This window comes from Streptomyces sp. 184 (genome assembly GCF_045781775.1).
Classification (GTDB): domain Bacteria; phylum Actinomycetota; class Actinomycetes; order Streptomycetales; family Streptomycetaceae; genus Streptomyces.
Map to the genome: position 1 here is coordinate 5,272,336 of NZ_CP123230.1, position 20,549 is coordinate 5,292,884.

Here is a 20,549-nt window from a genome sequence, read left to right on the forward strand (position 1 = left end):
GCCCCTCGCGGTGACGACGGGTCTCGGGGCAGCCGGGGCGCGGGCCCCGGCGCCTCATCCGCAGTCGGCCTCGATCGCGCCGGCCGACCAGCGCACGCCGCCCAGGAGGTGGCGTACGAAGTCCGGCTCGGCGTACGACTCGGCGGTGTGGCCGCCGCCGGTGTAGAACGACCGGCCGCCCTCGTACTCCTGGCACCAGGCGATGGGGTGGTCCTCGCCCATCTGCCCGCCGTTGTAGGTCGCCTCGTCGAGCGTGGCGAGCACGTGCGCGGTGTCGCGCGCGTTGGCCCGGTAGTCGTACCACTCGTCGTTGCGGACCCACTGGTCGTCCAGGTGCGCGGTGGCGTCGTGGGCGTGGTCCTCGACGTTCACCGTGGCCTGCTGGATCGCGGGGTGCGAGGCGAACCAGGCGCCGACCAGCTCGCCGTAGAACGGCCAGTCGTACTCGGTGTCGGCGGCGGCGTGGATGCCCATGTAGCCGCCGCCGCCCTGGATGTAGCCCTCGAACGCCGTCTGCTGGGTCGCGTCGAGCACGTCGCCCGTGGTGTGCAGGAAGACGACAGTCTCGTACTGCGACAGGTTCTCCGCGGTGAACGCGCCGGCGTCCTCCGTGGCGGTGACGGTGAAGTCGTTCTCGGTGCCCAGTTGGGTGAGCGCCGCGACGCCCTCGTCGATCGAGTCGTGCCGGAAGCCGGCCGTCTTGGAGAAGACCAGCACGTCGAAGGGGGCTGCTTCCGCGTCCGCCGCGGCCCGCGGCTCCGGGGCCGGGGCCGCCGTCGCGCCGGTCGCCGGCAGCGCCGCCACGGCGCCCAGCAGCATGCATGCCGCGGCCGGGATGGCCAGCCGCCGGGCCCGCCGCCTGGTGTCGGTCACTGTTCGCCTCCGGAGCCGAGGGTGAAGGAGTCGACGGTGAAGGGTGCGTCGCTCGCGCCGGTGAAGACCAGGTGGAGCGTGGTGGTCTCCGCCGGTGCGTCGGCCAGGGTGGCGGTCACGTCCTGGTACGTGTCCGCGCCGCCGGTCGCCGGCACCTCGACGGTGCCGAGCAGCGCGCCGTCCGGCGCGTCGGCGCGTACCTCGATGGTCCCGCCCGCGGCCTCGGCGGCCACGCCGGCGGTGAAGTCGCCGTCCTCGATCAGGTACGGGTCGAACGCGATCCAGTCGCCGTCGTCGATCGCGCCGGCCCGCGAGCCGCCCTCCGCCGTCTCGGCCGACTCGACCTCGACGCCCTCGGTGGTCTTGAAGTGCTCGGCCTGCCGGTGCCGGGGCTGCGCGAGGTGCTGGTCGGTGACGGGGGTGCCGTCCGCGCCGGTGTACTTGGCGGTGAAGACGCCGAAGATGTTGGCGCTCACGTCGTGCCCGCCGTCCTGGGGGGTCTGGAGGGTGCCGGAGCAGCCCGAGGCGGAGGCGAGGTGGTGGGCGTGCGAGTCGTGGCCCAGCAGGTAGTCGAGCGTCACCTTCGAGCAGTCGACCTCACCGCCCTCGGGGTCGGTGACCTCGATCTCGAACGGGACGGCGTCGCCGAACTCGAAGAGCTGCCCGTTGCCGGGGAGCTTCAGCTCCACCGACGCCGCGCTCTCGGCCTTCGGGGTGTCGCTGTCCGCGCCGCCGGCCTTGACGATCTTCGGTTCCTCACCGGCCTTGGCGCCGCCCGCCTGCCCCGCCGGCACGTTCTCGACGCGGTAGAGCGCGCTGGAGGCGTCGCCGCTGCCGAAGCCGGTGCCGTAGTCCAGGACGTACAGTGCACCGTCGGGCCCGAAGGCCATGTCCATCACCTGCGTGCCGGACCAGGGGAAGTTGTTGATGGACTCGACCCCGCCGGAGCCGTCGACCTTGATGTTCTTGATCCAGCGGCGGCCGAACTCGCCGGCGAAGTAGTCGCCGTCGAACTCCTCGGGGAACTTCACGGCCGAGTCGAGACCGGCGTCGTAGTTGTAGACCGGGCCGCCCATCGGGGACTCGGAGCCGTTGCCGAACTCGGGGACGGAGTTGCCGTCGTAGGGGATCCACGCGGCCTGGGCGGGCGGCAGCTCGGTCAGGCCGGTGTTGTGCGGCGAGTTGTTGACGGGGGCGCCGCAGTTGTACGCGCCGCCGGAGGAGCCGTTGCCGAAGTCGTACTCGATGTAGGCGTCGTTGTCGCCGGTGCAGTACGGCCAGCCGAAGTTGCCGGGCTCGGTGATGCGGGCGAACTCGACCTGCCCCGCCGGGCCGCGGGTGCCGCTCGCGACACCGGCGTCGGGGCCGTAGTCGCCGAGGTAGACGGTGCCGGTGGCCTTGTCGACGCTCATCCGGAACGGGTTGCGGAAGCCCATGGCGTAGATCTCGGGCTTCGTCTTGTCCGTGCCGGGCGCGAAGAGGTTGCCGGCCGGGATGTCGTACGAGCCGTCGGCGTTGACCTTGATCCGCAGCACCTTGCCGCGCAGGTCGTTGGTGTTCGCCGAGGAGCGCTGGGCGTCGAACGCCGGGTTCCTATCGCCCCGTTCGTCGATGGGCGAGTAGCCGTCGGAGGCGAACGGGTTGGTGTCGTCACCGGTGGACAGGTACAGGTTGCCCTCGGCGTCGAAGTCGATGTCACCGCCCACGTGGCAGCACTGGCCGCGGGAGGTCGGGACCTCCAGGACGGTGACCTCGCTGCCCATGTCCAGCGTGCCGTTCTCGCTCAGGACGAACCGCGAGAGCCGGTTCACGCCGTCGAAGGGCGCGAAGTCGGCGGGGCTGCCGTTCTCGGGGGCGCCGCCGCCGGGGGTGTTCAGCGGCGGGGCGTAGAAGAGGTAGACGAAGCGGTTGGACTCGAAGCCGGGGTCGGCGGCGACGCCCTGGAGACCTTCCTCGTCGTTGGTGTAGACGGGGAGCTTGCCCGCGACGCTCGTGTCGCCGTTGGCGTTGGTCAGGCGCAGCGTGCCGTCGCGCGCGGTGTGCAGCACAGACCTGTCCGGAAGTACGGCCAGCGACATGGGCTCGCCCATGTCGGGCACGCCCTTGGCCAGCTCCACCTGCCGGAACTCCGCCGCCGCGGCTTGCGGCGGGGCGGCCGTGGCCGTCTGCGTGACGGTGAGCGCAACCACGCCCGTCGTCACGAGCAGGCCGCCTGACAATGCGGCAATGACCTTTCTGACTTTCCTGTGCACGCGCTTCCTCCGTGGAGAGGGTCGGTGGGGGGTTGCACAGGCGCGCGCCGTCGCGCCACGGGGCGGCGTCGTCCGAAAGGAGGGGGGTGACAACGACGCCCCGGTCTGACCGGTCCGCAACAAGTTAACTTCTTTTCCCCACCCTGGGAACTGCTTCGACTCAACCGCAAACAAACTTTATCCACCAAGAGCCCAAAGCTCGGGGAGACTTGGCAGAAGGCCGCCCCGGGCGCCTTCATGTCTCCAAGAAGTGAAGGCAAGGGTGTTGCCGCAGCTTGATCGTCAGGACACTTTCTTTCCGCGTGCCGCGCCGCCCGTCAAGTAATCCGGCTGACGGATCCACGCCCCCGCGACGACAGGTCCCACGCGCCCCGGCCTGCTCAGAACATCACCAGTGCCCGGCCGCCGCGCCCCGCGAGCATCGCGTCGAACGCCGCCGGGATGCCGTCGAGCCCGATGCGCGCGGTGACGAGCCCGCCGAGGTCCAGTTCCCCGGCGCGTACGTGCGCGGCGATGGCGGGCAGGTCGCGGGCCGGGTCGCTGTTGCCGTAGACGCAACCGGCCAGCGTGCGGCCGAAGTAGAACAGCTCCAGCGCGGAGAACGACACCTGCTCCTCCTGCCCGCCGATGCCGACGACCGTCGTCCGCCCGCCGCGGCGGGTGCAGGACCACGCGGTACGTATCGTCTCCGCCCGGCCGACGCACTCGATCGCCACGTCGGCGCCGAACCCGGCCGTCAGCGCGCGGATCCGCTTCGCGGTGGCGCGCTCCGCGTCCGGCGCCGCGAGGACGAAGTCGGTGGCGCCGGCGGCGCGGGCCAGCTCCTCCTTCGCCGGCGACACGTCCACCGCCACGATGGGCCCGGCGCCCGCGATCCGGGCGGCCTGGAGCACGGCGAGCCCCACCCCGCCGGCGCCGAAGACGGCGACCGACTCCCCGGCCCGTACCGCTGCGGCGTGGTGCACGGCGCCCCAGCCGGTGAGCACGGCGCAGCCCAGGAGGGCGGCGTCGGCCAGCGGCACCCCGGCGGGCAGGGGCAGCACGGCGTGCGCGGGGACGACGGTCTCCTCGGCGAAGGCGGCGGTGCCCAGGCCCGGGTACAGGCCGGCGCCGGCGCGGGTGGCGTACGGCTCGGCCGCGGCGGCACCGGCGGCGGCGCACAGCCACGGCTCGGCGAGCCCGCAGAAGTGGCACGCGCCGCAGGACGGCGCCCAGTTGAGCACCACCTCGTCACCCGCGGCCACACCGGTCACCCCCTCGCCGACCTCGACCACGGTGCCGGCGCCCTCGTGGCCGAGCACCGCGGGGACGGGCTGGCGCAGGGTGCCGTTGGCGAGGGAGAGGTCGGAGTGGCAGACGCCGGCGGCGGCGAGCCGGACGCGCACGCGGCCGGGGCCGGGGGCGGGGAGGTCGATGTCGGCGAGTTCGAGCGGGGAGCCGATCGCGGGCAGGACGGCGGCGCGGGTCATCGGAGGGCTCCGTATCTCGGGGGTGCGCGGGTCGGGGGGCGCAGAGGCCGGGGGCGCGGCTGGGCGGACGGGCGGGGGACTTGCCTCAGAGCTGGAGCGACTTGGTGTGCAGGAACTCCGCGAGCCCGGCCACCCCCAGCTCGCGGCCGATCCCGGACCGCTTGTGACCGCCGAACGGCGCCAGCGGGTTGAACCGCCCGCCGTTGATGTCGACCATCCCGGTCTCCATCCGCCGCGCGAAGGCCACCGCCGTCGCCTCGTCGCCCGCCCACACGGCGCCGGCGAGGCCGTAGTCCGTGCCGTTGGCGATGCGCAGGGCGTCGTCCTCGTCCTCGTACGGCATGATCGCCAGCACCGGCCCGAAGATCTCCTCCTGCGCGATGGTCATCTCCGGGGTGACGTCGGCGAAGACGGTGGGCTGGACGAAGTAGCCGCGCTCCCGCCCCGCCGGCGCCCCGGGCCCGCCGGCGAGCAGCAGGGCGCCCTCGGCGACGCCCCGCTCGACGAAGCCGCGGACGCGGTCGCGCTGGGCGGCGCTGACGACGGGGCCGAGGCGGGTGCCGGGGTCGCGCGGGTCGCCGGGGACGTACGTGGCGACGGCGGTGGTGGCCAGGGTGAGCGCCTGGTCGTACGCGGAGCGGTGGACGAGCATCCGGGTCCAGGCGTTGCAGGTCTGTCCGGAGTTGGCCATGACGTTGGCGGCGCCGACGGCGACGGCCCTGGCGAGGTCGGCGCCCGGCAGGATGACGTTCGCGGACTTGCCGCCCAGCTCCAGCGCCACGGGCTTGACCGCCGCACCCGCCGCCGCGGCGACCGCCCGCCCGACGGCCGTCGAGCCGGTGAACGACAGGAAGTCGGTCCCGGGATGTTCCACGAGGGCCCGGCCGGCCTCGGCGCCGAACCCGGTGACGACGTTGACCGCCCCCGGCGGGAAGCCGGCCGCGGCGACGGCCTCGGCGAAGAGCCGGGCGACCAGCGGGGTGTTCTCGGCGGGCTTGAGCACCACGGTGCAGCCGGCGGCCAGCGCGGGGGCGGCCTTGGCGACGATCTGGTGCAGCGGGTAGTTCCACGGCGTGATCGCGCCGACGACGCCCACCGGTTCGTGCAGGACGGTGGAGTTCCCGGCCTTCTCCTCGTACGGGTACGAGGCGCCGATCTCCGCGTACGAGGCGGAGACGGCGACCGGCACCGCGGCGTGCACCTTGCGGCTGAACGCCAGCGGCGCGCCCAGCTCCGCGGTGACCGTCGCGGCGACGTCCTCGGCCCGGGCGGCCAGCGCCTCGCTCAGCGCCCCGACGCGCGCGGCCCGCTCGCCGGGCGGGGTCGCCGCCCAGCCGGGGAACGCGGCGCGGGCGGCGGCGACGGCGGCGTCCACGTCGGCGGCGGTGCCGGCGGGGACGGTGGCGATGACCCGCTCGTCGGCGGGGTCGACGACCTCGATGACGCCGTCGCCGGCGGCGGGCCGCCAGCGGCCATCGAGGAACATGCCGTCGTGAGCCTGCATCGGTACGTCTCCCGGTCGGTTCGGCGGTGTGCGTACGGGCACCAAACTAGCGCCGGTAGTTTTCTGCGCCCAGGCCGTCCGGGCGTGCGGTGGGTCACGCGGGCCGACTGGCGCGGCCGGCGTACACCTGAGACCATTCCTATGGTTCCCCATAGGAATGGCGCAGGGAAGGCGGGCGGTACCACCATGACCAGCAGCGCAGAGCAGGCACGGGCCGAGCGGGCACAGGCAGAGCGAACGCAGGCCGAGCAGGAGCGCGCCGAGCGGGCGCGCAAGACCGCCGGAGGGCTGTCCTACCTCTCCGGGTTCGGCAACCAGCACAGCACCGAGGCCGTCCCCGGCGCCCTGCCCACCGGCCGCAACTCCCCGCAGCGCGCGCCCCTCGGGCTCTACGCCGAGCAGTTGTCCGGCTCCGCGTTCACCGAGCCGCGCGCCCACAACCGGCGCTCCTGGCTCTACCGCATCCGCCCCTCCGCCGCCCACCCCCGCTTCGTCCGCGCCGACAACGGCGCCCTGCGCACCGCCCCGTTCACCGAGGCGGTCCCCGACCCCAACCGGCTGCGCTGGAACCCGCTGCCCGAACCCGCGCCCGGCACCGACTTCCTCGCCGGCCTGTGGACCCTCGGCGGCAACGGCGACGCCACCCAGCGCACCGGCATGGCCATCCACCTCTACGCCGCCAACGCCCCCATGACCCGCGTCTTCTCCGACGCCGACGGCGAACTCCTCGTCGTCCCCGAACACGGCGGCCTGCTGCTGCGCACCGAACTCGGCCTGCTGCACGCCGAGCCCGGCCACGTCGCCCTCGTCCCCCGCGGCGTCCGCTTCCGCGTCGAGCCGCTGACCGCAGGCGCCACGGTGCGCGGCTACGTCTGCGAGAACTACGGCAGCCCCTTCACCCTCCCCGACCTGGGCCCCATCGGCGCCAACGGCCTGGCCAACCCCCGCGACTTCCTCGCCCCGGTCGCGGCGTACGAGGAGACGACGGGACCGGTGGAGGTCGTCAGCAAGTTCTGCGGCAACCTGTGGACGGCCACGTACGACCACTCCCCGCTCGACGTCGTCGCCTGGCACGGCAACCACGTCCCGTACGTCTACGACCTGCACCGCTTCAACGTCATCGGCAGCATCAGCTACGACCACCCCGACCCGTCCATCTTCACCGTCCTCACCTCGCCCTCCGACACCCCGGGCCTCGCGGGCGTCGACTTCGTCGTCTTCGCGCCGCGCTGGCTCGTCGGCGAGGACACCTTCCGGCCGCCGTACTTCCACCGGAACGTGATGAGCGAGTACATGGGCCTCGTCGAGGGCGCGTACGACGCGAAGACCGCCGGACCGGGAGGGTTCGTGCCCGGCGGCGGCTCGCTGCACAACATGATGTCCGCGCACGGCCCCGACCAGGAGACCTTCGACCGGGCCTCGGCGGCCGAGCTGAAGCCGCAGAAGATCGATGACGGGCTGGCGTTCATGTTCGAGACGCGCTGGCCGGTCACGCTCACGCCGCAGGCGCGTGACGCGGAGCACCTTCAGGACGGCTACGACGACGTGTGGCGGGGGCTGCGGCAAGATTTCCGGCCATGACCGGCCTCTTCGCCCCCGACTCCCTCCAGCTCAACCGCAAGCTGCCGCTGTGGTACCAGGTGTCGCAGTCCCTGCGCGCCTCCATCCTCGGCCGCCCCCCGGACGCGCCCCTGCGGCTGCCGACGGAGGAGCAGCTCGCCGCGCACTACGGCGTCAGCGTGCTCACCCTCCGCCAGGCCCTCAAGGAACTGGAGGAGGAGGGCCTGATCACGCGCCACCGCCGGCGCGGCACCTTCATCGAGGAGACGGCCAGGAGCACCACCCCCGTCCGGCTGCTGGGCTCGGTCGACGCGATCGTCGCCCAGCAGTCCGGCGACCGCACGACGCTCCTGGCCCACGGCCCGGCCCCGGTCCCCGCGGACCTCGCCGCGTACTTCCCAGACCTCGGCGAGGCCATGACGTACCGCCGCCTGCGCCACGACGGCGACACCGGCGAACCCACCAACTGGGCCGTCAACACCGTCCGTCCGGAGGCGGCGGCCCGTATCGACCCGGCGGACCTGGAGCGCTGGCCGATGACGAAGGTGCTCCGCGACCGGGCCGGCATCCGCATCGCCCGCATCACGGACACGGTCACCGCCACGCTGGCCGACCCGGAGACGGTCGAGCTGCTGGGCGTCCCGCTGCTGAGCCCGATCCTGCACTACACGGGCGTCTCGTACGACGACGGCGGCAGGGTGGTGGACGTGGCCCGGATCCGCTACCGGGGCGACCGCTTCTCGTTCACCATGACGCTGGAGGCGCCGTAGGGCCCGCGTCGCCGTCACCCGGTGCCGCGGGGGATGTCGCAGCGGGATCGTAGGATGCGAAGCGCCCTGCGGGCGGCTCGGAAGTCGAGGGGAGAACGGTCCATGGGTGGTTCTGCGGACAGTGCCCCGGCCGTGGCGGAGGCCGCCGCTCCCGCCGGCTCGGACGCGGACTCGGCGCCGCTCCTGGCCGACCTGATGCCCTGGGCGGTCGCCCCGCTGCGGCTCGGCCGCGGGTGGGTCATGGCGCCCGACGCCGCATCGCTGCGCACGCGGTGGGACGCGCTCGTACGGGCCGAAGGCGCCGACCGGGACGCGCTCTTCGGACCGAGCAGGGCGCGGACGCCGCACAGCGCCGTGGCCCAGTTGCCCGGGCGGGCGGCCGGGACGGGGCGGCTGGCGCGCGAGTCGGGGCCCTGCCCCGAGCCGGTACGGGTCCTGCACGGCGCGTACGACCAGCGGTGGCTGATCCCCGACAACCGGCTCCTGGACGCCGCCCGCCCCGAGTTGTGGCGCGTCGCCGACGACCGGCAGTTGTTCGCCGTCGAGGCGGGCCACGTCGTGCCGGAGCCCGGCGGGCTCGCCGTGGTCGCGTCCGCGCTGCTGCCGGACGGGCGGTCGCCCGCCGGGCGCCCGGGGCGGATCCGGCCGCTGTACCGGCGGCCCCGGGGCCGGGAGCCCAACATCGCGCCGCGGCTGCTGCGTTGGCTGGGCCGGCGGGTGGGCGGGAAGGTCGCGCCGGAGGACCTGTTCGCCTGGGTGCTGGCTGCCGGACGGGCCACCCCGCGGGGGTGCGCGGTGCCGCTGACCGCGGACGGGGACGCCTGGCGGGCCGGCGTGGCGCGGGGGCGGCGGCTGCTGGACGTGCAGGTGCGCGGCGCCCGCGGCGGCGCGAAGCCGCGACTGCCGGGCGGGCGGCGGCCGTACGTGCGGGCGGCGATACCGGCCCGCCCGGCGGAGGTGTCGTACGACCCGGAGGAGGAGGCGCTGCTCCTGGGCGAGGGGCGCGTCTCGCCGGTGCCGCGGGGCGCGTGGGAGTTCACGGAGGGCGGCGTCCCCGTGCTGGAGCAGTGGCTCTCCGCACGGCTGGAGCCGGCGGAGCCGGGGACGCTGGCGGCGATACGGCCGGCGGCGTGGCCGCAGGAGTGGACGTCGGAGCTGCTGGAGCTGATCACGGTGCTGGCGCTGCTCGCGGAGGCGGCGGAGCCCGGGGCGTACGAGGAGGCCGACGCGTCCGGCGCGGAGATCACGGCGGCGGAGCTGCACGAGGCGGGCATCCTCCCCGCCCCCGCGTCGGCACGCCGCCCGGCGTCGGTGCTGGACCACCACGAGGAGGGCCCGGAGGGCCAGTTCGCCCTGCTCTGAGCGCGGCCCGGTGCGCCCGGCGGCGCGTCCGCGGCTAGCGGGTGACCGCGTCGAGGGCGTCGGTGACGCCCGCGCCGTAGAAGCCGTTGCGGCAGAGATACACGACAGAGGAGCGTGATCTCCCGGGCGGGGCGCGTTTCAGGGGTGCCGCGGACCGACTCCGCGGAGGCGGCGGCGGAACCCGTCAGTCCGATCCGCCCGGCGCCCCGCCGTCCGGCACCTCGCCGTCAGCCGCCCCGCTGCCCGACGCCGCGAAGCCGTCGAGTACCCGTCCCAGCATCCGCCGGAACGCCTCCTCGTAGTCCCCCGGTTCGGCCGCCGACGCCAGCGCCGCCGCCAGGTGCGGGTACTCCCCGGTCCCCAGCTCCCCCGCCAGATACGCTCCCCGGACCGCCTGTTCCTCCGCCTCGCTCCACGGCAGTGCCCGGGCCCGCTCGGCGAGGGCGATCTCGAAGGTCACGTAGCTGGTCACCGACGCGGTGACCATCGCGACCAGCTCCATCTTCGTGCCCGGCGGCACGTCCAGGCCCGCCAGGGCGGCGAGGAACCGGTCGAGGTAGCGCAGCGTGTGGGGGGTGAAGCCGTACGCCGCGCTCGCGGTGAGCCGCGGCAGCCAGGGGTGCCGGCGCATCAGCTCCCGCGACTGCTCCGCCAGCGCCAGCACGTCGGCGCGCCAGTCGCCGGTGAGCGGCGCCGACAGGTCGTACTCGGCGCTTGCCGCGTCGACCATCAGCTCGTGCAGGTCCTCCTTGCGGGGCACGTAGTTGTAGAGCGACATGGTGCCGCTGCCGATCTCGGCGGCGACGCGCCGCATGGAGACCGCGTCGAGCCCGTCCGCGTCGGCGATGCGTACCGCGGCGGCGGCGATCGCGGCGCGGCTGTGCGCGGGGCGCGGGCCGCGGCCGGCGCGCTCGGGGCGGGTCCAGATCACCTCGGGGGTCGCGCCGCGCGCCGGCCCGTCGGTGGCTCGTCCGCTGGCTGCCATCGCTTCCCTTCCCACGGGCCGTCGGCCGCCGGTTTACGTACAGCGTACCGAGTCGGTTATGCTCGGCGGCATGACAACTACGTACGCTGTACTTAGTGAGGGCCTGGAGAAGCGCTACGGCGACGTCCACGCCCTCCGCGGCCTCGACCTCGCCCTCCCCGAGGGCACCGTCTGCGGGCTCCTCGGCCCCAACGGCGCCGGCAAGACCACCGCCGTGCGCGTGCTGACCACGCTCGCCCCGCCGGACGGCGGCAGCGCCCGGGTCGCCGGGCACGACGTCGCCGCCGAACCGGCCGCCGTGCGCCGGGCCATAGGCGTCACCGGGCAGGCCACGTCCGTGGACGACGACCTGTCGGGGCGGGAGAACCTGCGCCTCTTCGCCCGGCTGCTGCGGCTGCGCGGGCCGGCCGGGCGGGAGCGGGCGGACGAGCTGCTGGAGCGGTTCGGCCTCGCCGACGCCGCCGACCGGCCGGCCCGTACGTACTCCGGCGGCATGCGGCGGCGGCTCGACCTGGCGGCGAGCCTGCTGTCCCGGCCACAGGTGCTCTTCCTCGACGAGCCGACCACCGGGCTCGACCCGGCCAGCCGCGAGCAGATCTGGGCGGCCGTGCGCGAGCTGGCGGCGGCGGGCACGACGGTGCTGCTGACGACGCAGTACCTGGAGGAGGCGGACCGGCTGGCGGACTCGGTGGTGGTCGTCGACCACGGCCGGGCGGCCGTCACCGGCACGCCGGACGAGCTGAAGCGGCGCGCCGGCGCGTACGCGGAGGTGGTCGTGGCCGACGAGGCGGCGCTCGCGGCGGCGGCCGTGGTGCTCGGGCCGCTGACCGGCGGCGAACCGCGGCTGGACGCGGAGCGGCGCGCGGTGGGGGCGGCGGCGTTCGACCCCGCTCTGACGCTGCCGCGCATGGTGCGGGAGCTGGACGCGGCGGGCGTGCCGGTGGTCGACGCGACGCTGCGCAGGCCGACGCTCGACGAGGTGTTCCTGCGGCTCACGGGCGCGGACGGCGCCGCGAGCACCGGCCCGCAGACGAAGGAGGCGGCGGCATGAGCGATCTCGCGTACGACGGCATGGCCATGGTCGGCCGCCAGTTGCAGCGCGCCCGGCGCAACCCCGGGCTGCTCGTCATCACCCAGGTGATGCCGCTGACGCTGCTGCTCTTCTTCGGCTACGTCTTCGGCAACTCCGTCTCACTGCCCGGCGACGCCGACTACCGGACGTACATCGTCCCAGGCCTCTTCGCCACCACCGCCGCCGGCGGCCTGGTCACCGGCATGCTCCAGGCGGCCGTCGACACCGGCCGCGGGGTGACCGAGCGCTTCCGGGCGCTGCCGATCAGCCGGGCGGCGGTGCCGCTGGGGCACGCGGTCGCGGACGTGCTGCTGTTCGCCGTCGGGCTGGTACCGCTGGTCGCGGTGGGCTACGCCGTGGGCTGGCGGAACGACGGCGGCGCGGCGGCGACGGCCGGGGCGCTGGGGCTGCTGCTCCTGTTGCGGTTCACCTCGGCGTGGATCGGGATCCACCTCGGCACGGTGGTCGGCAACGAGGAGGCGGCGGGGCAGTTGGCGAGCGCCACGTTCGTGCTGCAACTGCTCTCCAACGCCTACGTGCCGACCCACGGCATGCCCGGGTGGCTGCGGGCGACGGTGGAGTGGAACCCGCTCAGCGCGTACGTCACGGCCGTGCGGGACCTGACGGGCAGCGCCCCGCCGGGGCTGGACGACGCGGCGGGCGCGGCCTGGCCGATGACGCATCCGGTGGCGGCGGCGCTGTGCTGGTCGGTGGTGCTGCTGGCGGTGTTCGTCCCGCTGGCGGTGCGGCGCAGCGCGCGGGGACGGGGCTGAGGAGAAGGGCGCGCGGGCGCGCGTTCGAGATCCTGCTCGTGCGCGTCCTGCTCGGGCGGGATCCTGCTCCGCAGCCGGTGCGGGATCCGGGCGTACGCGGGCAGCAATCAGGGCGGGCGCGGCATGCCGGGTCGCCGCGCCCGCCCTGATACAGGCTGTCCGTCAGCTCCGGCGGTTGCCGAAGAGGGTGCGCCGCAGCTTCCGCAGCGGAGCGAAGAGGGAAACGCGCGCCATACGGCCCGGCTTCGCGGCCCTGTCCTCGCGTGCGGTCAGCTCACGCATCAGCATGGTGGCGCTGTCCGTGTCCCCCTGGGGGGCGGCGGGTCCGCCGAGCACGGCTAGATGCCGGTCGACGCGTGCCCGCGACGCCGTGCTCCCGCAGTTGATCGCAGGAACTCGCGCCTTGCCGCGCATTGCTATCTGGTCCATGACACTCCCCACCCTTACGAGGGCTCCCGGCCCGGGCAGGCCAACCCTATCGTCTGCCTGCGTCACATGCGCATCCCCCACAGGGGAATCATCCCCAATTCCCGCCCCAGAACGCGGTCTTGACCTGGAGAACCGTTTCATCTGGCCGGTTTCCGCCCCTCGCCGGTGGGCTGCCCTCCGCTTCTTCCGGTTCCTCCGATTCCTCCGCTTCCCGTGCCCGGCGCGGCGCGGCGCCTACGACGCCGGGGACGCGGAGGCGGGGTCCTGGTCGGGGTCGTCGGCCAGCGGCCACTGGCGCCAGAAGCCGTTGAGGCTGTCGTAGCCGTACAGCGGGCGGTCCTTGATCGCGCTGGTACGGAACGGGGCACCGCGGTCGTCGATGCGGACGACGCCGGAGTCGTCGCCGCTGCTCCACTCGACCTCCAGATACCAGCGGACGTCGTGGTCCTCGGTGTTGGCGTACACCAGGAGGGACAGCGGGTCGTCGGCCGTGACGCGGTACGGGAGGGCGGGGGGATCCCACGTCTGCGTGGAGTCGCCGCCCTTGCGCGGCTTGAGAAGGGGGCGGGGGACGTCGAGGTCGACGCTGTACGCCGCCTCGGTGACCTCGCCGCCGCAGCCGTCGGACATCGCGAACGCGCTCCACGGCAGCGGCGAGCCGGTCGCGGTCTTGCGGACGTGCACGGCGGTGATGGTCACCGGCTCGTCGCCGCGGGGCTCGATGGCGGCCTCGATGTTCGTCGTGCCGCCGTGGACGGCGCCCTGGCTGGAGGCCCACGCCTCGGCGTCCTGCGCCATCGGCGGCGGCGGTACGTCGCCGGGCGACTTGTCGACGACGTAGCGGTGGTCGCAGCCGGACTCCCAGACATGGGAGCGCACGGACCACGCGAGGGGGGTTCGGGCGGCGGGCTCGGCCCCCTCCTCGGCGGTGGCGCCGCCCTTGCGGGGCGCCGCGCCGGGCCGGTCCTTGCCGCCCGCACCGCCGCCGGCAGGCGAGGGCTTGCGCCGCTCGGACGGCTTGTCCGATCCGCCCTTCGCCGCGCTCTCGCCCCCCTTCGCTCCCCCGCCGCCGCGGCTCCCGTCCGCCAACGCGGCGCTCTCGGGCCCTTCCCCGCCGCCGGCCCGGCCCTCGCCGATGGAGCCGCTGGAGGCGGTGGCGACGACGGCGAACACCGCGACGGCAGCCGCGCCGGCCACGGGCAGCAGCACACGCCGCCGCCGGTACCACCGGCCGCGGGCCCCGGCGGCGGGCCGGGCACCGTCCGGCAGGGCGGTGCCGCCGGAGCCGCCCGTAGCGGAGGGGGCAGGGGCGGAGTCAGGGGCGGGGACTGCGGCGGAGGCAGGGGTGCCGCCGAAGGCCGACGGGCCCTCGGAATCGCCGGATCCGGACGTGTCGGGGTCCTTTGCGGCAGAGTCCGCGCCGGGCCGGGTCGCGGACCGCGCGGCGGAGCCGCGCACCTTCGGCGCGTCGGCGGTCGCGGCGGCCGGGTCGGCCGGGTTGCCGGCCGCGGCGGCGCTACGTCCCCGGGGTCCGTCCGGCGCGGTCGGCTGCCCGTCCCGCGCCGAAGGCGCCGGAGCGGGCGCGCCGTTCGCGTCGGCGGCGGCATCGCCGGAGGCCCCGCCGGACCGGCGGGCCGCGTCGCCCCGCTCCGCGCCGGCCCCACCGCGCGCCGCAGAAGCGGAAGCCAGGCCACCGGCCCGGCCCGCCCGCGCCTTCGCCGCCCACGACGGCGTCGTACCGTCGCCCGCGCCCGCCGCGGGCGCTCCGCGCTTCGCCGGACCGGAACCCCGGCCTCCGTCCCGGCCCGGGTCTTCTCCCGCGGGCGAGGACGGAGTCCCCCGGCGGGTGCCGTGTGCGCGGTGCCAGCGGCGGTGGAGTTCGACCAACTCGTCGGGCGTGGCCCCGCAGAGGCGCGCCAGGTGCTCCGCGGGGGCGTAGCTCGCGGGGACCGCGTCGCCGTTGCAGTAGCGGTGGAGGGTCGAAGTGCTCACGTGCAGGCGGGCCGCCAGCGAGCCGTAGCTGCGCCCCGAGCGCTGCTTCAACTCGCGCAGCAGCGCCGCGAATTTCTCCGTGGCCGCGTCCGTCACGTCCCGCCCCCCGTTCCGACCGTTCCACCCTAGTGCCGTTTGCGCTGGTGGGTGGTCGGATTCCCGTTCCAGCTTCCCGTTTCGACGCCGTTCGCTTGCGACCGGTTCCTTCCGCCGCGCAGGCTTGTCCCCAAGCACCAAGCCAAGCGCCCCAGCACCGAAGCGGCGCGGCGCCGGGCGGAGTACGGGGGTATCCGCTCGGTGCCGCGCGACGGCCTCCCGGGCCGGGCCGGTTCGCGGGCGGCTCCGGGGTGCGGTCTGCGCAGTCGTCGGCTCGGCCCTTGGTGGGCCTCGTCGGCCGGGCCGCTGCGCATCGACCGCCCGCCCGGCGCCGCCACACGCGCGAACAGCGGTCCGGCCCGGGTGACGAGGCCCCAGGTTCGGCGTGTACCCCCGAGGACCCGGACCGGGTCCGCCCGGTGGGGTCCTACGCGCCGGCGTAGGCGGCGCGCAGCGCCTCTTCCACCGCGGTCAGCGCGGTTCCGTGGTCGAGTCCGAGGCGCTGCGCCCGCTGCGCGTACACCTGTGCCGCCGCGGCCGCCTCGCGCTGTGCGGCGTCGCCCGCGGCGGCGACGAAGCTGCCGTGCCGGCCGCGGGTCTCGATCACCCCGTCGCTCTCCAGCGCGCGGTACGCCTTGGCGACGGTGTTGGGGGCGAGGCCCAGTTGCTCGGCGAGGCCGCGCACGGTGGGCAGCTTGGTGCCGGCCGGGAGCACGCCGCCGCGCGCCTGGGCGGAGATCTGGGCGCGCACCTGCTCGTACGGTGCTTCGGGCGCCTGCTGGTCGACGAAAATCTGGATGGTCACGGACTCATTGTGGTCCGCCGCGCGAAATTCGCACGACAGCGGCACCCCCGTCGCCGTAGCGTGCGGCGCCATGAGTGTGCTCGTACGGGACTTCCGCCCCGAGGACGCCGACGCTGTCGCCGGCGTGCAGCGCGCGGCCGTGCCGTTCTTCGTCACCACCGCCGAGTCGGTGATCTGGAAGGTGGCCTCGGCCCCGCCGCAGAAGCGGCTGAGGCAGTTGGTCGCCGAGGTCGACGGGCAGATCGTCGGCGAGGCCGAGGCGTACGTCCCGTACGACAGCAGCATCCCGGGGCAGGGCATCACCCACCCGCACGTGCACCCCGCGCACACCGGCCGCGGCGCCGGCACCGCGCTGGTCGCGGCGGCCGAGGCGCACCTCGTCGCGCAGGGCGCGACCACCGCGTACACCTGGGCGTACGACACCGAGCGCGACCTCGGCTTCGCCGAGCGGCGCGGCTACCGGCGGGGGCGCTCCGGGCAGATCCTCCACCTCGACCTGCGCGCCCCGCTCCCGCCGCGGCCCGAGCCGGCGGCGGGCGCGGGCGTGGAGCTGCGCCCGTTCACGGACTTCGCCGCCGATCCGCGGCCGCTGTACGAGGCGGACGCGGAGGCCGCCGCGGACGAGCCGAGCGACACCCCGGCCGACGCCATGACGTACGAGAGCTGGCTCGACCACACCTGGCGCGAGCCGCTGCTCGACCACGAGCTGACGATCGTCGCCCTGGTGGCCGGCGAGGTGGCGGCGTTCAGCCTGGCGGAGACCGACGGGCGCGAGCGCTACCTGTCCGGGATGACCGGCACCCGGCGCGCGTTCCGCGGCCGGGGGCTGGCGAAGCTCGCCAAGCACGAGTCGCTGCGGCGGGCGCGCGCGGCCGGGTACACCGACGCGTACACGGGCAACGACAGCGACAACGCGCCGATGCTCGCCGTCAACCGCTGGCTGGGCTACCTGCCGTCCGCCGTCGAGTGGCGCTGCATCAAGGACCTCTGAGCCCCCTGCCGCTGCGGACCGGCCGCTCTCACCGCGGACCCTCCCCCGGCGGGCCGTCCGTCTGCGGCAGCAGCACCGCCCGGTCCGGCACCCCCGGGTCGTACGCGATGGGGTCGTCCGCCTCGTGCCAGTGCAGCGCGAACCGCTTCCCCGCCCGGTACGCCTCCAGGCCCGCCCGGCAGTACGCCACCATGTCGTCCGGCAGGGCGGCCAGCGGATACCAGCCGATGCCCGCGCACTTGTCCGGCTCGGCGTTCACCGGCCGGGCGCCGGGCGGCAGCTCGGCGGCGAAGAACCACCCCATCCGGGGCCGGCCCGCGGGCGACTTGTGCTGCATGACGAGCGCCGCCTCGACCTTCTCCGGGTCGAGCACGAGCCCGATCTCCTCGGCGGCCTCGCGCACCATCGCGGCGCGCACGTCCTCGCCCTCCTCCAGGTGGCCGCTGGGCAGGTTCAGCAGGCCGTCCGCGTAGCCCGTGCCGGACCGGCGGGCGAGCAGCACCTCCGGTGCGGGAGCGCGCCGGAGCAGCAGCAGGTGCACGTCCACGATCTCCTGGTGCCGGTGGGGCCGTTCACGCCGGGGCGCCCGGTCCTGCGGTGCGGTCTCCGCCGCTTCTGCGCTCATGCGCCGATCATCGCAGCCGCCACCGACACCGCCCTCCTCGGTGACCGCGGCGGCTCCGCTCCCGCGGCGACCGCCGGGCGGCCGGGGTTCCCGCCGGCCGCCCGGGTGTTCGCTCTCAGCAGTCGTACAGCGAGTTTGCGTGGACCTTCTCGCAGTAGCGGACGTGCAGGTGGTTGTCGTGGTTGGCGTACTGCGTGACAAGGCCCTCGGAGATGAGCTGCGGATCGTTGAAGAAGATCAGCTTGATGTGTCCGGGGGCCGACGCGCGGATGGCCTTGACCAGTTCGCGGGTCGCCGCGCGGTCGTACGTGCCCGACTGCCACGTGATCCGCCCGGCCGTGCACTGCGCCGAGTCCGTGCGGATCGGCCAGACGTCGAAGTCGAGCCCCAGTTCGTGGCTGGCGTGGCCGGGGATGTCGCCGCCGTGCTCGAACCCGCTGTCGCCGACGGGCAGCTTGCCGTTGCCGGTGCCGGCGAACGAGGCGGCGGCGGCCTCCAGTTGGGCAACGGCGGCGGAGGTGCCCCAGTGGGCGTTCGCGTTGCCGTCCGGGCTCTGGCCGCACATCGCGCTGCCGAAGCTCGTGTTCTCGTAGTGCCAGAGCAGGTTCTTCCAGGTGGTGGGGCCGACGATGCCGTCCACACCGATGCTCGCGTGGCCCTGGAAGGTCCGTACGGCCGCGGTCGTGGCGGCGTCGAAGGTACCGCTGACCGTGAGCCCGGCGCCGCGCTTGGCGTTGAGCGCGGTCTGGAGTGCCCTGACGGCCCCGCCGGTGTCGCCCTGCCGGATCGTCGGGGTCAGCGCGCCCCAGGTCTGCGGGCCGACGATGCCGTCGACGCCCAGGCCCTTGTCGCCCTGGAACTCGCGCACGGCGGTCGTCGTGGCGGGTCCGAAGATCCCGTCCGCCGTCGCCGGCACGCCCTGTGCGGTCAGCAGGTGTTGCAGCGCGAGCACGTCGGTGCCCCTGTTGCCGCTGCTCTGGGTCGGGAAGGCGGCCTGCGGGTAGGCGGACGCCGGCGAGCCGAGGCCCAGCAGCAGCGCGGCCACGGTGGCGACCAGCGCGGCCAGCCGGAACAGCGGTCTGCGCGGCCGGTGCCCCGCCCGTCGCCCCGTCCGTTGCCTCGCCCGTTGCTCCGTCGGATTCGTCGTTCGTTTCCTCATCGCGTTCTCCCTCACGTTCTCGTCCGCGGGATCGCCGGTCACTTGCCCGCCTGAAGGGCGCCCCAGGTCGCCGGGCCGACGATGCCGTCCACCCCGAGCCCGCGTGCGCTCTGGTAGTCGCGTACGGCCGTCTGCGTGTTCGGGCCGAAGATGCCGTCGATGCCGACGGTGCGGCCGAGGGCGGCGGTCAGGGCGCGCTGGAGCCGCGTGACGGCCTCGCCGGTGGAGCCGTTCTGAAGGGTGGGGGTGCTGCCGCGGGCCAGCAGCGCGGTCCAGGTGCGGGGGCCGACGACGCCGTCCGCGGTCAGGCCCCTGGAGGTCTGGAACGCCTTCGCGGCGGCCACGGTGCCGGCGTCGAACGTGCCGGTCGGGGTGGTGCCGCCGGGGTCGTGGCCGGCGGCCTCAAGGAGGCACTGGGCGGCGTCGACCAGGGCGCCGGTCGAGCCGGAGCGGACGGTTCCGTAGGCGTTGAAGCTCAGGTTGGCGGTGGTGCAGGTGACGGGCGGCGGGGTGCCCTTGCCGACGTCGAGGTAGTTGCGGTCGATGTGCAGGCGCTGGCCGCCGTACGTCTCGTAGACCTCGCCGACGTACTGGTGGATGCGCTGGTGGCCGGCCCAGTAGGCGTCGGGGACGTACGAGCCGGCGTCGGTGTCGGCGACGCCGTTCCACCAGGCGAACCACAGGTGGTCCACGCGCAGGTAGCGGGTGTCGTCGTAGACGCTCGCCGCGTCGCGGACGCCGGAGGAGGCGCTGGAGTACAGGCCGGAGAGGTAGCCCTTGGCGTGCAGCGCCTCGGTCCAGCCGGAGACGTAGCTCATGACCGCGGCCTTGCAGGAGGCGGTGGAGGTGTAGCCCTCGATGTCGGAGTAGAGGGCGCTGCCGGCCGGGATGCCGAGGCTCTGGGCGGCGGTCACGGAGGCGTTGGCGGCGCTCGCGCCCTGGGCGCGGGCGGTGACGGGGTCGGCGGACATCTTGTTGGAGAAGTTGGAGCAGGGCGCCTGGCGGCCGACGTCGATGGGGATGAGGTGCCAGCCCTTGTTCGTCTGGTTCGTCACCCAGCTCGCGGTCAGGTTGGGCTGCGCGCAGGCGCGGGTGGAGCCGGAGATGTAGACGCCCACGGCGCGGTACGGAGAGGCGGCGAGCCAGGCGTCCATGGCGGTCTGCGACGGCGCGGCGCAGGCGTCGAAGCCCTGGCCGCGGAAGTCGCCGGGCTGCGGGCCCGCGGCGGCCGTCGGCCGCGCGTCGCCGCCGGACGCGTCGCGGGCGGCGGGCAGTTCGGTGCGCTGGGCGCCGGCGGTCAGCTCGGCGGTGGCGAGTACGTCGCGTACCAAGCCCTCGGTCGCGGGCGCGTGCGCCGCGGTGACCAGGACCCCCGCGTCCTCGACGGCCACCTGGATCACGCTGTCGCGGGACTTCGCGGCCGGCGCCGTCGCGCTGCCGCGCGGGGCGACGGCGGTGGCCGCGGTGGTCTGCCGGGCGGCTGCGGCGTCGAGGGGTGCCACGACGATTCCGGCGGTACGGCCCTTGAGGCCGGGCGGGCAGGCGCTCTGGTCGCCGGGCGCGCCGAGGTAGACGGCGGGGCGGTCGAAGCGCACGCACGCGCCCGGGTCCGCGGCGAGGTGGACGACCCGCCAGCCCGCGGGGACGGTGACCCGGTAGCCGCGGTAGTCGACGGTTCTGCCGGTGTCGGGCGGGGGTTCGGCCGCGGCGGGACCCGCGGCGGCGAGCCCGCCGAGGGTCACGAGGGCCGCCAGGCCCGCGAGCAGGGTCCGCCAGGACCCCGTACGGCTGCGTGACATCGCGAATCGCTCTCCTAGTCCGGTGGGGGCCCC

Annotated in this window: 15 protein-coding genes and 2 pseudogenes; 6 read left to right on the forward strand and 11 right to left on the reverse strand. The window is 74.9% G+C overall.

What is annotated here, in order from left to right:
• Positions 1–60 precede the first annotated feature (60 nt).
• The 4 genes and pseudogenes from QBL21_RS22305 to QBL21_RS22320 all read right to left on the reverse strand — a co-directional run.
• Positions 61–819, reverse strand: a pseudogene (locus tag QBL21_RS22305) (ThuA domain-containing protein); the annotation flags it as partial.
• Between the two features lie 50 nt (positions 820–869).
• Entirely contained in the window at positions 870–3,092 is a 2,223-nt protein-coding gene (locus QBL21_RS22310; protein ID WP_407566513.1) for a PQQ-dependent sugar dehydrogenase, read from the reverse strand.
• A gap of 413 nt (positions 3,093–3,505) precedes the next feature.
• Positions 3,506–4,594 carry a Zn-dependent alcohol dehydrogenase gene (locus QBL21_RS22315; protein WP_407563997.1) on the reverse strand — a complete coding sequence of 363 codons (1,089 nt, stop codon included), beginning with the start codon at positions 4,592–4,594 and terminating at the stop codon, positions 3,506–3,508.
• An 85-nt stretch (positions 4,595–4,679) separates the two neighbouring features.
• Positions 4,680–6,098 (reverse strand): aldehyde dehydrogenase family protein, encoded by a 1,419-nt coding sequence (locus tag QBL21_RS22320; RefSeq protein ID WP_407563998.1) that lies wholly within the window; start codon positions 6,096–6,098, stop codon positions 4,680–4,682.
• Between the two features lie 186 nt (positions 6,099–6,284).
• Here QBL21_RS22320 and hmgA point away from each other — a divergent pair, with 186 nt between their 5' ends.
• From hmgA to QBL21_RS22335, 3 genes are all read left to right on the forward strand, one after another.
• Positions 6,285–7,679: a homogentisate 1,2-dioxygenase gene (hmgA, locus tag QBL21_RS22325; RefSeq protein ID WP_407563999.1), complete on the forward strand. Its 1,395-nt coding sequence runs from the start codon at positions 6,285–6,287 to the stop codon at positions 7,677–7,679.
• A complete protein-coding gene (locus QBL21_RS22330; protein WP_407564000.1) occupies positions 7,676–8,428 on the forward strand; it encodes a GntR family transcriptional regulator in 753 nt (250 codons plus the stop codon). Before hmgA ends, QBL21_RS22330 begins: the two co-directional genes overlap by 4 nt.
• A 102-nt stretch (positions 8,429–8,530) precedes the next feature.
• Complete coding sequence (locus QBL21_RS22335) at positions 8,531–9,790, forward strand: type ISP restriction/modification enzyme (RefSeq protein WP_407564001.1); 1,260 nt, start codon at positions 8,531–8,533, stop codon at positions 9,788–9,790.
• 184 nt (positions 9,791–9,974) lie between these two features.
• Here the strand turns inward: QBL21_RS22335 and QBL21_RS22340 are convergent, their stop codons facing one another.
• Positions 9,975–10,775: a TetR/AcrR family transcriptional regulator gene (locus QBL21_RS22340; protein WP_407564002.1), complete on the reverse strand. Its 801-nt coding sequence runs from the start codon at positions 10,773–10,775 to the stop codon at positions 9,975–9,977.
• 70 nt (positions 10,776–10,845) lie between these two features.
• Between QBL21_RS22340 and QBL21_RS22345 the strand changes: the two genes are divergently transcribed.
• Together QBL21_RS22345 and QBL21_RS22350 are read left to right on the forward strand one after the other, a co-directional pair.
• The gene (locus QBL21_RS22345) at positions 10,846–11,826 is read left to right on the forward strand and encodes an ATP-binding cassette domain-containing protein (protein WP_407564003.1); all 981 of its coding nucleotides are present in this window, start codon (positions 10,846–10,848) and stop codon (positions 11,824–11,826) included.
• The gene (locus tag QBL21_RS22350; protein ID WP_407564004.1) at positions 11,823–12,620 is read left to right on the forward strand and encodes an ABC transporter permease; all 798 of its coding nucleotides are present in this window, start codon (positions 11,823–11,825) and stop codon (positions 12,618–12,620) included. The genes QBL21_RS22345 and QBL21_RS22350 overlap by 4 nt, the downstream gene beginning before the upstream one ends.
• Before the next feature lie 162 nt (positions 12,621–12,782).
• Here the strand turns inward: QBL21_RS22350 and QBL21_RS22355 are convergent, their stop codons facing one another.
• From QBL21_RS22355 to QBL21_RS22365, 3 genes are all read right to left on the reverse strand, one after another.
• On the reverse strand, positions 12,783–13,049 hold the full coding sequence (locus QBL21_RS22355) for a hypothetical protein (protein WP_078564210.1): 267 nt from the start codon (positions 13,047–13,049) through the stop codon (positions 12,783–12,785).
• 234 nt (positions 13,050–13,283) lie between these two features.
• Positions 13,284–15,137, reverse strand: a complete 1,854-nt coding sequence (locus QBL21_RS22360) for a helix-turn-helix domain-containing protein (RefSeq protein ID WP_407564005.1) — start codon at positions 15,135–15,137, stop codon at positions 13,284–13,286.
• Between the two features lie 427 nt (positions 15,138–15,564).
• Entirely contained in the window at positions 15,565–15,942 is a 378-nt protein-coding gene (locus QBL21_RS22365; RefSeq protein ID WP_407564006.1) for a GntR family transcriptional regulator, read from the reverse strand.
• A gap of 70 nt (positions 15,943–16,012) precedes the next feature.
• Between QBL21_RS22365 and QBL21_RS22370 the strand changes: the two genes are divergently transcribed.
• Positions 16,013–16,933, forward strand: coding sequence for a GNAT family N-acetyltransferase (locus QBL21_RS22370; RefSeq protein ID WP_407564007.1), 921 nt, complete (start codon positions 16,013–16,015; stop codon positions 16,931–16,933).
• Between the two features lie 28 nt (positions 16,934–16,961).
• On the opposite strand, the pseudogene QBL21_RS22375 reads toward QBL21_RS22370, so the two are convergent.
• From QBL21_RS22375 to QBL21_RS22385, 3 genes and pseudogenes are all read right to left on the reverse strand, one after another.
• Positions 16,962–17,567, reverse strand: a pseudogene (locus QBL21_RS22375) (NUDIX hydrolase); the annotation flags it as partial.
• A gap of 106 nt (positions 17,568–17,673) precedes the next feature.
• Positions 17,674–18,717: a penicillin-insensitive murein endopeptidase gene (locus QBL21_RS22380; RefSeq protein WP_407564008.1), complete on the reverse strand. Its 1,044-nt coding sequence runs from the start codon at positions 18,715–18,717 to the stop codon at positions 17,674–17,676.
• A gap of 38 nt (positions 18,718–18,755) precedes the next feature.
• Complete coding sequence (locus QBL21_RS22385; protein ID WP_407564009.1) at positions 18,756–20,516, reverse strand: glycoside hydrolase domain-containing protein; 1,761 nt, start codon at positions 20,514–20,516, stop codon at positions 18,756–18,758.
• Positions 20,517–20,549 lie beyond the last annotated feature (33 nt).

Coding starts and splice junctions, on each gene's coding strand:
- QBL21_RS22315 (WP_407563997.1), bottom strand. CDS start 4,594: ATGACCCGCGCCGCCGTCCTGCCCGCGATCGGCTCCCCGCTCGAACTC.
- QBL21_RS22320 (WP_407563998.1), bottom strand. CDS start 6,098: ATGCAGGCTCACGACGGCATGTTCCTCGATGGCCGCTGGCGGCCCGCC.
- hmgA (WP_407563999.1), top strand. CDS start 6,285: ATGACCAGCAGCGCAGAGCAGGCACGGGCCGAGCGGGCACAGGCAGAG.
- QBL21_RS22330 (WP_407564000.1), top strand. CDS start 7,676: ATGACCGGCCTCTTCGCCCCCGACTCCCTCCAGCTCAACCGCAAGCTG.
- QBL21_RS22335 (WP_407564001.1), top strand. CDS start 8,531: ATGGGTGGTTCTGCGGACAGTGCCCCGGCCGTGGCGGAGGCCGCCGCT.
- QBL21_RS22340 (WP_407564002.1), bottom strand. CDS start 10,775: ATGGCAGCCAGCGGACGAGCCACCGACGGGCCGGCGCGCGGCGCGACC.
- QBL21_RS22345 (WP_407564003.1), top strand. CDS start 10,846: ATGACAACTACGTACGCTGTACTTAGTGAGGGCCTGGAGAAGCGCTAC.
- QBL21_RS22350 (WP_407564004.1), top strand. CDS start 11,823: ATGAGCGATCTCGCGTACGACGGCATGGCCATGGTCGGCCGCCAGTTG.
- QBL21_RS22355 (WP_078564210.1), bottom strand. CDS start 13,049: ATGGACCAGATAGCAATGCGCGGCAAGGCGCGAGTTCCTGCGATCAAC.
- QBL21_RS22370 (WP_407564007.1), top strand. CDS start 16,013: ATGAGTGTGCTCGTACGGGACTTCCGCCCCGAGGACGCCGACGCTGTC.
- QBL21_RS22380 (WP_407564008.1), bottom strand. CDS start 18,717: ATGAGGAAACGAACGACGAATCCGACGGAGCAACGGGCGAGGCAACGG.
- QBL21_RS22385 (WP_407564009.1), bottom strand. CDS start 20,516: ATGTCACGCAGCCGTACGGGGTCCTGGCGGACCCTGCTCGCGGGCCTG.